The organism is Pseudonocardia sp. ICBG601 (assembly GCF_020496245.1).
On the sequence record NZ_JAHLJA010000019.1, the window covers coordinates 1 to 12460 of the forward strand.

General features: G+C 71.9%; 9 protein-coding genes and 6 pseudogenes. 11 read left to right on the forward strand and 4 right to left on the reverse strand.

Annotated elements, in window-relative coordinates:
* The 8 genes and pseudogenes from KPL57_RS07065 to KPL57_RS07090 form a co-directional block, all read left to right on the forward strand.
* Window positions 1-286 (forward strand): annotated as a pseudogene (locus KPL57_RS07065) (F0F1 ATP synthase subunit alpha); the annotation flags it as partial.
* A gap of 46 nt (window positions 287-332) precedes the next feature.
* A pseudogene (locus tag KPL57_RS65985) lies at window positions 333-653 on the forward strand (F0F1 ATP synthase subunit alpha); the annotation flags it as partial.
* An 85-nt stretch (window positions 654-738) separates the two neighbouring features.
* Window positions 739-1406 (forward strand): annotated as a pseudogene (locus tag KPL57_RS65990) (hypothetical protein).
* Between the two features lie 29 nt (window positions 1407-1435).
* Window positions 1436-2272: pseudogene (locus tag KPL57_RS07075) on the forward strand (F0F1 ATP synthase subunit gamma).
* Window positions 2273-2315: 43 nt separating this feature from the next.
* Complete coding sequence (locus KPL57_RS65995) at window positions 2316-2414, forward strand: hypothetical protein (protein ID WP_264197838.1); 99 nt, start codon at window positions 2316-2318, stop codon at window positions 2412-2414.
* Window positions 2404-3863, forward strand: a pseudogene (gene atpD / locus KPL57_RS07080) (F0F1 ATP synthase subunit beta). Before KPL57_RS65995 ends, atpD begins: the two are co-directional and overlap by 11 nt.
* Window positions 3853-4130, forward strand: a pseudogene (locus KPL57_RS07085) (F0F1 ATP synthase subunit epsilon); the annotation flags it as partial. The pseudogenes atpD and KPL57_RS07085, both read left to right, overlap by 11 nt.
* Window positions 4131-4293: 163 nt before the next feature.
* Entirely contained in the window at window positions 4294-4704 is a 411-nt protein-coding gene (locus KPL57_RS07090; protein ID WP_226350962.1) for a DUF2550 domain-containing protein, read from the forward strand.
* Window positions 4705-4765: 61 nt separating this feature from the next.
* On the opposite strand, the gene KPL57_RS07095 is transcribed toward KPL57_RS07090, so the two are convergent.
* On the reverse strand, window positions 4766-5359 hold the full coding sequence (locus KPL57_RS07095) for a cob(I)yrinic acid a,c-diamide adenosyltransferase (protein ID WP_020621463.1): 594 nt from the start codon (window positions 5357-5359) through the stop codon (window positions 4766-4768).
* 124 nt (window positions 5360-5483) lie between these two features.
* Here KPL57_RS07095 and murA point away from each other — a divergent pair, with 124 nt between their 5' ends.
* Window positions 5484-6752, forward strand: coding sequence for a UDP-N-acetylglucosamine 1-carboxyvinyltransferase (gene murA, locus KPL57_RS07100; RefSeq protein ID WP_226350963.1), 1269 nt, complete (start codon window positions 5484-5486; stop codon window positions 6750-6752).
* Between the two features lie 97 nt (window positions 6753-6849).
* Window positions 6850-7701, forward strand: coding sequence for a DUF1206 domain-containing protein (locus KPL57_RS07105; RefSeq protein ID WP_226350964.1), 852 nt, complete (start codon window positions 6850-6852; stop codon window positions 7699-7701).
* A gap of 4 nt (window positions 7702-7705) precedes the next feature.
* On the opposite strand, the gene KPL57_RS07110 is transcribed toward KPL57_RS07105, so the two are convergent.
* Window positions 7706-8038: a hypothetical protein gene (locus tag KPL57_RS07110; RefSeq protein ID WP_226350965.1), complete on the reverse strand. Its 333-nt coding sequence runs from the start codon at window positions 8036-8038 to the stop codon at window positions 7706-7708.
* A gap of 218 nt (window positions 8039-8256) precedes the next feature.
* On the opposite strand from KPL57_RS07110, the gene KPL57_RS07115 reads away from it, so the two are divergent.
* Entirely contained in the window at window positions 8257-10275 is a 2019-nt protein-coding gene (locus tag KPL57_RS07115) for a protein meaA (protein WP_020621459.1), read from the forward strand.
* Window positions 10276-10314: 39 nt separating this feature from the next.
* Here the strand turns inward: KPL57_RS07115 and KPL57_RS07120 are convergent, their stop codons facing one another.
* Window positions 10315-11511 (reverse strand): hypothetical protein, encoded by a 1197-nt coding sequence (locus KPL57_RS07120; RefSeq protein ID WP_226350966.1) that lies wholly within the window; start codon window positions 11509-11511, stop codon window positions 10315-10317.
* A 37-nt stretch (window positions 11512-11548) separates the two neighbouring features.
* Window positions 11549-12454, reverse strand: coding sequence for a transporter substrate-binding domain-containing protein (locus KPL57_RS07125; RefSeq protein ID WP_226350967.1), 906 nt, complete (start codon window positions 12452-12454; stop codon window positions 11549-11551).
* Between the last annotated feature and the right edge of the window lie 6 nt (window positions 12455-12460).

A 12460-nucleotide genomic window follows, 5' to 3' on the forward strand; every position in this document is an offset into this window, starting at 1 on the left:
CGGTGCGGTCGTCCTGGGCGACTACACCGGCCTCGAGAGGGCCAGCAGGTCCCCGCACCGGCGAGGTCCTGTCCGTGCCGGTCGGCGAGGCTACCTGGGCCGGGTCGTCGACCCGCTGGGCAACCCGATCGACGGCCTCGGCGACGTCGAGAGCGACGCCCGCCGCGTGCTCGAGCTCCAGGCGGCCGGCGTGATGGACCGCCAGTCCGTCGGCGAGCCGCTGCAGACCGGGATCAAGGCCATCGACGCCATGACCCCGATCGGCCCGGCCAGCGCCAGCTGGTGATCGGCGACCGCAAGACCGCAAGACCGCGGTCTGCGTCGACACGATCATCAACGCAAAGGAGAACTGGGAGTCGGGCGACCCGACGAAGCAGGTCCGCTGCATCTACGTCGCCATCGGCCAGAAGGGCTCCCACGATCGCCGTGTCCGGCAGTCCCTGGAGGACGCCGGAGCGCTGGAGTACACGACGCTCGTCGCCGCCCCCGCGTCCGACCCGGCCGGCTTCAAGTGGCTCGCCCCCTACACCGGCTCGGCCTCGCCAGCACTGATGTACCAGGGCAAGCACGTCCTGATCGTGTTCGACGACCTGTCGAAGCAGGCCGAGGCCTACCGTGGCGATCTCGCTGCTGCTGCGGCCCCGCCGGGCCGTGAGGCCTACCCGTGCGACGTCTTCTACCTGCACTCGCGTCTGCTGAGCGCTGCGCGAAGCTCTCGACGCCCTCGGCGCGGGGTCGATGACCGGTCTGCCGATCATCGAGACCAAGGCGAACGACGTGTCGGCCTACACCCCGACCAACGTCATCTCGATCACCGACGGCCAGGTCTTCCTCGAGTCCGACCTGTTCACCAGGCGTGTCCGGCCAGCGATCAACGTCGGCATCTCGGTCTCCCGGGTCGGTGGCTCGGCGCAGATCAAGGCCATGAAGACGGTCTCGGGCTCGCTGCGTCTGGACCTGTCGCAGTACCGCGAGCTGGAGGCGTTCGCCGCCTCGGTTCCGACCTCGACGCCGCCTCGGCCGCCGCTCTGGGCCGTGGCGAGCGCCTGGTCGAGCTGCTCAAGCAGGCGCAGTACGCGCCGGTCCTCGGTGCAGGACCAGGTCGTCTCGATCTGGCTGGGCACCTCCGCAAGCTCGACTCGGTGCCCGTCGCCGACGTGCAGCGCTTCGAGGCGGAGTTCCGCGAGTACTCGCGGCGCCACGCCTCCGGTGCCCTGAACGAGATCACCGACACCGGGAAGCTCTCCGACGACGCCGTCGAGACGCTGACCAAGGCGGTCGACGAGTTCAAGCGCAACGAGTTCACCGCGTCCGACGGTTTCCTCGGTCGTCCCCAAGGAGAAGCCGAGAAGGCTCTCGACGAGGACGATGTCGAGCAGGAGACCGTCACGGTCAAGAAGAACTGAGGCTGATACCCGATGGCGGCACGATCCGGGTGCTGCGCCGGCGTATCCGGTCGACGCAGTCCATCAAGAAGATCACCCGTTCCCAGGAGCTGATCGCGACCTCACGGATCGCGAAGGCCCGGGCACGGGTGGACGAGGCGCGTCCGTACGCCGAGCTGATGACGAGCACCTCTCGGAGCTCGCGTCGAACTCGGCGCTGGACCACCCGCTGCTCGTCGAGGGGAGCAGCCGAAGCGCGCCGCGGTCCTGGTCGTCACCAGTGACCGCGGTCAGTGCGGCGGCTACACGCCAACGTCCTCAAGGAGGCCGAGCAGCTCCTTGCCCTGCTCCGCGAGCAGGGCAAGGAGCCGGTCCTCTACGTGATCGGCCGCAGAGGGCGTCTCGTACTACCGGTTCCGCAACCGGGAGATCGAGCAGTCCTGGACCGGCTTCTCCGAGCAGCCCGGCTACGAGCACGCGGCCGAGGCGGCGAAGACGCTGGTCGACGCGTTCATGTGCCCGGCGAGGACGACCACGACGGGAATGCCGACGGCACCCACGGCGTGGACGAGCTGCACCTCGTGTACACCAGCTTCAAGAACATGATCACCCAGGTGCCGCAGGCCCGGCGGATGGCTCCGCTCGAGGTCGAGTACGCGGCCGACAGTGCCTCGGCGAAGCCGGTCGACGAGATCGACGGCGACGCCGACACGGCCGAGAGCCAGCGGGACCACCCGGAGACCAAGGGTCTCCAGCCGCTCTACGAGTTCGAGCCGGACCCGGACACGCTCTTCGACGCGCTGCTGCCGAAGTACATCGGGGCCCGCTCTACGCGGCCCTGCTGGAGTCGGCGGCGTCGGAGTCGGCGAACCGGCAGCGGGCCATGAAGGCCGCGACGGCAACGCCAACGAACTGATCCGTAGCCTGACCCTGGAGGCCAACCAGGCTCGCCAGGCACAGATCACCCAGGAGATCAGCGAGATCGTCGGTGGGGTCGACGCTCTCGCCAGCGCAGGAAGTGAGAGCTGATGACCACGACCGCCGAAACTTCGGCCGGCCCGATCACCGGCGCGTCGTCCAGGTGACCGGCCCGGTCGTCGACGTCGAGTTCCCCTGACGCGAGTCCCGAGCCTGCTCAACGCGCTCACGCTGGAGGTGGACCTCTCCGCGGACAAGGCGCAAGCTGACACTGGAGATCGCCACGCACCTGGGTGACAACCTGGTCCGGGCCATCTCCATGCAGCCCACCGACGGTGTCGTGCGCGGCCAGGAGGTCACCGACCTCGGCCGCCCGATCTCCGTCCCGGTCGGCGACCAGTCAAGGGGCACGTGTTCAACGCCCTCGGCGACTTGCCTGGACGACCCGTCCATCCAGTTTCACCGGTGACCCTCCGGTCGATCCACCAGAAAGGCCCCGCGCTTCCGACGAGCTCGAGGGCAAGACCGAGATGCTGGAGACCGGCATCAAGGTGCTGGACCTGATGACGCCCTACGTCGTCGGCGGCAAGATCGTTCTGTTCGGTGGTGCCGGTGTCGGCAAGACCGTGCTGATCCAGGAGATGATCCAGCGTGTCGCGCTGAACTTCGGTGGCACCTCGGTGTTCGCCGGCGTCGGTGAGCGCACCCGTGAGGGCAACGACCTCATCACGGAGATGACCGAGTCGGGCGTCATGAAGAACACCGCCCTGGTGTTCGGTCAGATGGATGAGCCGCCGGCACCCGTATGCGCGTCGCGCTCTCCGCGCTGACGATGGCGGAGTACTTCCGCGACGTGCAGGAGCAGGACGGTCCTGCTGTTCATCGACAACATCTTCCGGTTCACCCAGGCCGGCCAGGAGGTCTCGACCCCCTCGGCGCATGCCGTCCGCGGTGGGCTACCAGCCCACCCTGGCCGACGAGATGGGCGAGCTGCAGGAGCGGATCACCTCGACCCGGCGCCGTTCGATCACCCTCGATGCAGGCGATCTACGTCCCCGCGGACGACTACACCGACCCCGCTCCGGCGACGACGTTCGCGCACCTCGACGCGACCACCGGAGCTCTCCCGGCCGATCTCCCAGAAGGGATCTACCCGGCGGTGGACCCGCTGACCTCGACCTCGCGGATCCTGGACCCGCAGTACGTCGGTGACGAGCACTTCCGCGTCGCCAACGAGGTCAAGCGAATCCTGCAGAAGTACAACGACCTGCAGGACATCATCGCCATCCTCGGTATCGACGAGCTGTCCGAGGAGGACAAGCAGCTCGTCGCCGGGCGCGTCGCATCGAGCGCTTCCTCTCGCAGAACCTCCTGGTCGCCGAGCAGTTCACCGGCCAGCCGGGCTCGACGGTCCCGCTCAAGGAGACCATCGAGGCGTTCGACAAGATCGCCAAGGGCGAGTTCGACGACGTCCCGGAGCAGGCGTTCTTCCTCTGCGGTGGTCTCGACGACCTGGAGAAGAACCGCAAGAAGCTGGAGCTGATCCTCCATGCCTGCTGAGATGACCGTGGAGCTGGTCTCGGTCGAGCGCCGGCTGTGGTCGGGTGACGCACGCTTCGTGCTCGCCCGGACCACGGTCGGGGAGGTCGGCATCCTGCCCGGCCACCACCGATGCTGGCCCAGCTGGAGGAGGCCGGGGTCGTCCGCATCGACTCCACCGACGGCTCGAAGCGCACCATCGCGGTGCACGGCGGGTTCCTGTCGGTGTCGGCGGAGCGGGTGTCCATCCTCGCCGAGTTCGCCGAGCAGGCGGACGAGATCGACGTCGAGGCGGGCCCGGCGGGCTCGCGGACGGCGCCGACTCGTCCACCGACGAGGGGAAATCGGCGATCGCCCGGCCGAGGCCCGCCTTCGGGCGGCCGAGCGAACTAGCACGGGGACCGGGCACGGCAGTGGAGCTCATCGCGGCGATCGTCGGAGTTCTGCTGCTGTGCCTGGTGATCCCCTGGTCTGGCTCGCCGTACGGCGGGTACGACTCATGCGAGGCGGCGGTGTGGACCTGTGTCTGCGCCGCCGTTTCGCTGTCACGGACTGGCACTTCGGCGTCGGGCGCTACGAGGGCGAGCGCTTCGCCTGGTACCGCCTGACCAGCTTCCGGATCGGTGCGACCGTCGTGATGGACCGGGCGGATCTGGAGATCGTCGACCGGCGGCCGCCGCACCGGTCGGAGGAGTTCGCGATCCCGATGGCGGTCGAGGTGCTGCGCTGCCGTGGCCGCGACGCCGCCGGGCGCGACGTCGACGTCGAGCTCGCGATGTCCGCGGGCGTCCGCACCGGCTTCATGGCCTGGCTGGAGTCCACGCCCCCGGGCCAGGGACACGGGTTCCGCGAGGCGTCCTGACCCCGCCCACCCCGTGGCGTTGCGGAGCCGCCCGCTCTGTCGGTTCGTCCCGCGCGGTCGGTCAGGCGTCGGCGGTCGGGGCGCCGTGCGGGCCACCCGGCTGCCACAGGACGTCGCCGTCGGGGTTCGCGACCCGGCCGAGGATGAACAGCAGGTCCGAGAGCCGGTTGAGGTACTGCGCCGTCAGCGGGTTGGTCCGCTCCCGGTCGGCCTCCAGCAGGGCCCACACGGACCGCTCGGCACGGCGGGTGACGGTCCGCGCGACGTGCAGGTAGGCGCCGCCGGGGGTGCCGCCGGGCAGGATGAACGACTTGAGCTTGGGCAGCTCGAGGTTGAACTCGTCGCACCAGCCCTCGAGCCGGGTGACGTAGCCCTCGGTGATCCGCAGCGGCGGGTACTCGGGATTCTCGACGATCGGCGCGCACAGGTCGGCCCCGACGTCGAACAGGTCGTTCTGGATCTGCCGCAGCGGGTCGGCGACCCGCTCGGCGAGCCCGCCGACCGTCACCGCCACGCCGATCGCGGCGTTCGCCTCGTCGGTGTCGGCGTAGGCCGCCAGCCGGGTGTCGGTCTTGCGGACCCGGCTGAAGTCGCCCAGGGCCGTCGTACCGTCGTCGCCGGTCTTCGTGTAGATCCGCGTCAGGTTCACCGCCACCCCGACAGGCTAGGCGCGCCGGTGCTCCGGCGACCAGACGCGGGGGTGCGCCGGACGGTCCGAAGGTGCAGGGCCGTCCGGGGCGGGCATCCGGCGCGGTGACGGTCCCGTTACCGTTCCGGGCGTGGTGGAGCATTTCGCGGTCAACGGCGGGGCCCGGCTGAGCGGGTCCGTCGACGTCGTCGGGGCGAAGAACAGCGTGCTCAAGCTCATGGCGGCGGCACTGCTGGCCGAGGGACGGACGACGCTCGAGAACTGCCCGGAGATCCTGGACGTGCCGCTGATGGCCGACGTCCTGCGGAGCCTGGGCTGCACGGTCGCGATCGAGGGATCGACCGTGCACATCGACGTGCCCGCCGATCCCGGCGCGGAGGCCGACTACCGGTCGGTGTCCAAGCTGCGTGCGTCGGTGTGCGTGCTCGGGCCCCTGGTGGCGCGGTGCCGGCGGGCGGCCGTCCCGCTCCCCGGCGGCGACGCGATCGGCTCGCGGCCGCTGGACATGCACCAGAACGGGCTGCGCAAGCTCGGCGCGACCACCGACATCGTGCACGGCAGCGTCACCGCGACGGCGGGAGACCTGCACGGCGCGCAGATCTGGCTGGACTTCCCGAGCGTCGGGGCGACCGAGAACATCCTGATGGCCGCGGTGCTCGCCGAGGGCACCACGGTCATCGACAACGCGGCCCGCGAGCCGGAGATCGTCGACCTCTGCGTGATGCTGCAACAGATGGGCGCGAAGCTGGAGGGGGTCGGCAGCTCCACGCTGACCGTGCACGGCGTCGCTGGCCTGCAGCCCACCACGCACCGCGTCATCGGGGACCGGATCGTCGGTGCCACCTGGGCGTTCGCGGCCGCCATGACCCGTGGCGAGGTCACCGTGCGCGGCGTCGACCCGCACCACATCGACCTGGTCCTGGACAAGCTCCGCAGCGCGGGCGCCGAGATCACCACCGGCGAGCAGGAGTTCTCGGTCGCGATGTCCCGACGCCCGGAGGCGGTCGACTTCGTGACGCTGCCCTACCCGGGCTTCGCCACCGACCTGCAGCCGATGGCGATCGCGCTCTCCGCCGTCGCCGAGGGCACCTCGATGATCACCGAGAACGTGTTCGAGGCGCGCTTCCGCTTCGTCGACGAGATGGTGCGCCTGGGTGCGGACGCCCGCACCGACGGCCACCACGCCGTCGTCCGCGGGCGGCCCGAGCTCTCCAGCGCGCCGGTGTGGGCCAGCGACATCCGGGCGGGCGCCGGGCTGGTGCTGGCCGGGCTGTGCGCACGGGGCACCACCGAGGTCTGGGACGTCGCGCACATCGACCGCGGCTACCCGCGGTTCGTGGAGAACCTGTCCGCGCTGGGCGCCGACATCCGACGCGTCGCGGGCGAGCCGGAGCGGTAGGGCGGGTCCGCCCGCTGCTGCTCCGAACGGCCCAGCAGCCCGGCGGGCCGGCCCGCGCCGTGTCACCCTTCGCGTCAACTCGACGAGGAGGCCCGTCATGGTGAGCACCCCCGACGCCGCCGACGTCTCGCAGGCCGGCCGCAAGGCGGGCCGCGGGGCGCGGGACGCCGCGCACTCGACACCGGTGCGCGTCGCCGCCCGGGCCGGCATCGCCGCGAACGGGGTGGTGCACCTGCTGATCGGGTGGCTCGCCGTCCGGATCGCGCTCGGCTCGGGCGGGCAGGCCGACCAGAACGGCGCCCTCGGGGCGATCGCCGCCGAGCCGGCGGGCCGGGTGTTCCTGTGGGTGCTGGTCGTCGGGTTCGTCGCGGTCGTCCTGTGGCGGACCGTCTCGGCGGTGTGGGGCTTCCACTACATCGGTGACGGCACCAAGCGCACGGTGAAGCGGGTCGTTGCCGGCGGGCAGGCCGTCGTCTACGCGGTGCTCGCCGTCACCGCGGCGACCACCGCGATCAGCGGACGCACGTCCGGTGGTGGCGGTGGTCGGGCGGCCGCCGGACTGCTGGGCCTGCCGGGCGGGCAGGTCCTCACCGCGCTGCTGGGGCTGGGGGTGCTGATCGGCGGCGGGGTGATGGCCTGGAACGGCTACCGGACGACGTTCACCGAGGACCAGGACCTCGGTGGCGCCGACACCCGGCTGCGGCGGATCAACGCCCGCACCGGACAGGTCGGGTACATCGCCAAGGGGATCGCGATCGGCGTGCTGGGCGTCCTGCTGGGCGTCGCCGCACTGACCTTCGACCCGCAGCGCGCCAACGGGCTGGACTCCGCGCTCAAGACGCTGCGCGAACAGCCCTACGGGGTGTTCCTGCTGGTCGCGGTCGGCGTGGGGATCGCCTGCTACGGCGTGTTCTGCTTCCTCGACGCCCGCTACCACCGGGTGGGCTGAGCGCTCAGTCCAGCGAGCGACGGCTGAGCACCACGCGGGCGTCCCCGACGTCCCGGGGGAAGACGAGCAGTGCCCAGCCGCCGTCGTCGGCGCGGGAGGTCGTCGCCCGGATGCCCTCGGAGCGCAGCCGGTCGCGCAGCACCCGCGCCGCCTCCGGCCCGGGTACCCGGGAGACCTCGGTGAGCAGGCCGGTCGCGACCGGGTCGTCCGGGTCGTCGGTGGGCAGCGCGTGGTGCTTCTGGTGGCCGTAGGTCCAGCGCAGCAGCAGCGCGAGCACCGCCAGCACGATCGCGATGCCGATGACCGAGCCGAGCCGCGGGACCAGGTCCAGCTCCATCCACCGATCGTCGCACCCGGACGGGCGACACGCCCTGTCCGAGGGGGCGGGTGGTGAACCGATCCAGCGCTCGGTTTCCCGTGCGGATCGCGTACTTTGCCGAACATGCCGACTGTGACGAGGGACGACTCCGTGCCCGCCGTCGGCTACTGACGAGTAGGATCTGTCCGCATCACAGGCAGTGCCGACTGTGCTCCCGCGACGACACGGAGGTCCCGGTGCCGTACCCCACCGATCGTGAGCGCGACCGTCCGTGGGTGATCCGCACCTACGCCGGTCACTCCTCGGCGGAGAAGTCCAACGAGCTGTACCGCCGCAACCTGGCCAAGGGCCAGACGGGGCTGTCGGTGGCCTTCGACCTCCCGACCCAGACCGGCTACGACCCCGACGACGAGCTCGCCAAGGGCGAGGTCGGCAAGGTCGGCGTGCCGGTCAGCCACATCGGGGACATGCGCACTCTGTTCGAGGGGATCCCGGTCGCCGAGGCCAACACCTCGATGACGATCAACGCCCCGGCGATGTGGCTGCTCGCGCTGTACGTGGCCGTCGCCGAGGAGCAGGCGGAGCAGTCCGGTCTGGACTACGCCGAGGTCCGGGCGAAGCTCGCCGGGACCACCCAGAACGACATCGTCAAGGAGTACCTGTCGCGGGGCACCTACGTGTTCCCGCCCGGGCCCAGCCTGCGGCTGATCACCGACATGGTGGCGTGGTCGGTCGGTGAGATCCCGAAGTGGAACCCGATCAACATCTGCAGCTACCACCTGCAGGAGGCCGGGGCGACGCCGACGCAGGAGCTGGCCTACGCGCTGTCGACCGCGATCGCCGTCCTCGACTCGGTGCGCGACTCCGGGCAGGTGCCGCCGGAGAAGTTCGGCGACGTCGTCGGACGTATCTCGTTCTTCGTCAACGCCGGCATCCGGTTCGTCGAGGAGATGTGCAAGCTCCGGGCGCTGGGCCGGCTCTGGGACGAGATCACCCTCGAGCGCTACGGCGTGCAGAACCCCAAGCAGCGACGCCTGCGCTACGGCGTGCAGGTCAACTCGCTCGGGCTGACCGAGGCGCAGCCGGAGAACAACGTCCAGCGCATCGTGCTGGAGATGCTCGCCGTCACCCTGTCCCGGGACGCGCGTGCCCGCGCCGTGCAGCTGCCGGCCTGGAACGAGGCGCTCGGCCTGCCGCGGCCGTGGGACCAGCAGTGGGCGCTGCGGATGCAGCAGGTGCTGGCCTACGAGACCGACCTGCTGGAGTACGAGGACATCTTCGACGGCTCCCGGGTCGTCGAGGCGAAGGTGTCCGAGCTCGTCGAGGGCGCCCGCGCGGAGATCGACCGGGTGCAGGAGATGGGCGGGGCGGTCGCGGCCGTCGAGTCCGGCTACATGAAGGGCGAGCTGGTCAACTCCCTCGCCGCCCGCCGTCGCCGGCTGGAGTCCGGTGAGGAGGTCGTGGTCGGGGTCAACAAGTTCGACACGACCGAGCCCAGCCCGCTGCAGGCCGAGGGCGCCGACGCGATCTTCACCGTCGACCCGGCCACCGAGCGGGCCGCGGTCGAGGCGATCCGCGAGTGGCGGGCCGCGCGGGACCAGGACGCCGTCGAGGAGGCGCTGCGGGCGCTGCGCGACGCGGCCAAGACCGAGCAGAACCTCATGCAGGTCTCGATCGACTGCGCCAAGGCGGGCGTGACCACCGGGGAGTGGGCCGGGGCGCTGCGCGAGGTGTTCGGGGAGTTCCGGGCCCCGACCGGAGTGGCGGGGGCGAGCATGTCCGGCGAGGGCGCCACCGAGATCTCCGAGGTCCGCGAGCGGGTCCGTGCCACCGGTGAGGAGCTGGGCCAGCGGCTGCGCATGCTGGTCGGCAAGCCGGGCCTCGACGGTCACTCCAACGGCGCCGAGCAGGTCGCCGTGCGTGCCCGCGACGTCGGGTTCGAGGTCGTCTACCAGGGGATCCGGCTGACGCCGTCGCAGATCGTGGCGGCCGCGGTGCAGGAGGGCGTGCACGCCGTCGGGCTCTCGGTGCTGTCCGGGTCGCACCTGGAGGTCGTGCCCGCGGTCGTGCAGGGGCTGCGGGACGCCGGGGCCGGGGAGGTGCCGGTCGTCGTCGGCGGGATCATCCCGCCCGAGGACGAGAAGCGGCTGCGTGAGGGCGGGGTCGCGGCGGTGTTCACGCCGAAGAACTTCCGCCTGACCGGGATGATGGACGAGATCGTCACCCTGATCCGGGAGTCGCAGGGTCTGGGCTGACCGTGCCGGCCGGGCGGTACGCACCGCCCGGCCGGGAGCTCAGCCCTCCTCCTTCTCGCTCCCGCGGCGGCTGAGCCGCTTGAACCCGGGGATCCCGACGATCGCCTGCCGGACCTCCTTGAGCACGTCCAGGAGCTCGTGGACGTCCGGTCCGACACGGTCCAGCGTCGTGAGGATCGGCATGATGTCGTCCTCCATGTGCTCGGTGAACTTCGGGAGCTGGTCCACCAGCCGGATCGCGGCGCGCACCTCCTCCTCGGAGAGCTCGTCGACGAAGCGCTGGGCCAGCGGCGCCGCCCGGCGGGCCAGCGGGCCGTAGAGGTCCAGCAGCTCACCGGCCTGCTCGCTGGCGCCCGCGGCCTGCCCGACGACCTCTCCGGCGCGGTCGGACACCGCCTTCGCCGCGGTGACGACACCGGTCGCGTCGGTGGTGACGGTCTCGACCTGCCCGATGAGGCCGCCGGCGCGCTCGCTGATCTCGCCGACGGTGCGGATGAGCCCGCCCGCCTCGCCGGTGACGGTGTCGACCCGCGCGAGCAGCCCGCTCGCGTTCCCGGTGACCACCGAGACCTGCTCGACGATGCCCTCGGCGTTCTGCGAGACCGTGGTGACCCGGCGGACGAGGTCGCCCGCCTCCTCGGACACCGTGGTGACCCGCCGGACCAGCTCGCCGGCCTCGTCGGAGACGGTGGTGACCCGCCGGACCAGGCCGTCGGCCTGCTCGGACACGGTGGTGACCTTGCGGACCAGGATGTCGGCCTCGTCGGCGACCCCGCCGCCCCGCGCCACCAGCTCCTCGGCGTTCCCGGCGACGCCGGTGACCCGCCCGACGAGCTCCTCCGCGTTCCCGGCCACGCCGGTGACTCGTCCGACGAGCTCCTCCGCGTTCCCCGCGACGCCGGTGACCCGGGCGACGAGCGCCTCGGCCTGCTCGGCGACCGGGCGGATCCGGGACACGAGCCCGGTCGCCTCCTCGGCGACGGTGTCGACGGTCCCGATCAGCCCCTCGGCCCGGTCGACGACGCCGTCCACCCGGTCGAGCAGCTGCTCGGCGCGGGTCGCGATCGTGCCGATCCGGCCGACCAGCGAGCCGACCTCCTCCAGCAGCTCCCCGGCCCGCGCGGGCAGCCCGGCGACGGTCCCGGCGAGCTCGCCGGTCGCCTCGACCACCGACGCAGCGCCGGTGAGCAGGTCGGACGGGCCGGGGACGTGGATCCCCGCGATACGCAGTGCCATGACCGGGATCCTTGCACTCCCCGGCGGCGCGCGTCGGTCACGAGTCCGGGGTGCGGGCGCAGAGCTCGTCGACGGTGAGATCGCGCGGCGGCAGGTTCGCCGCGGTGAACCCGAACGGCGCGGCGAGCTCCAGCCAGCGCCCGGACTCCTGCAACGCGGTGAGCCCGCGGTCGAACTCCTCGCGGAAGGCACTGTCGGCGGGACGGAACGCGAACGCCCCGGCCCCGACGACCGGGCGTCCCGCGACCTCGGGGGCGAACGCGGCGGTCACCTCCAGCCCGATGCCCGCGTTGCGGCGGACCTCGTCGAGCAGCGCGATGCGGGTGAGCGCGCCGACCTGCGCGCCGCCGTTCGCGACCTCGCGCACCAGCGCGCCCTGCGAGTCGACGGTGACGATGTGGTCGGCGTGGATGCCCGCGGCGAGTGCGTACTCCTGCTCGGCGCTTCCCTCGAGCACCGCCAGCGTCGCCCCGGAGCGGCGGACCCCGGCCAGCGTCGCGACCCCGAGGGGGTTGCCGGCCGGGACCACCAGGCCGGTACCCGCCACGTAGTCGGGGCGGGAGAACGCGACCTGCTGGCAGCGCAGCGCGGTGATGGTCAGCCCGACCGCGATGACGTCGAAGCGGCCGTCGAGCAGACCGGGGATGAGCTGGTCGAACCTCGTCTGGACCGCGGCGAGGCCGCTGCCGCCGAGGCCGGTGACGACCGCGCGGGCCACCTCCGGGCTCTCCCCGGTGACCCGCCCGGAGCCGTCGGTGTAGCCGAACGGGCGCTCCCCGGACAGCCCGACGACGACGTCGCCGCCGGCGCGCAGCCGCGACAGCGGGTCCGACGGCCCGCCGCAGCCGCCCAGCAGCGGCCCGGCCAGCGCGGTCCCGCCGAGGGCGGCGGCCGCCCCCAGCAGACGGCGCCGGCTCAGCCGGGTGGTGGTGCGGATGTGCATGGTCCC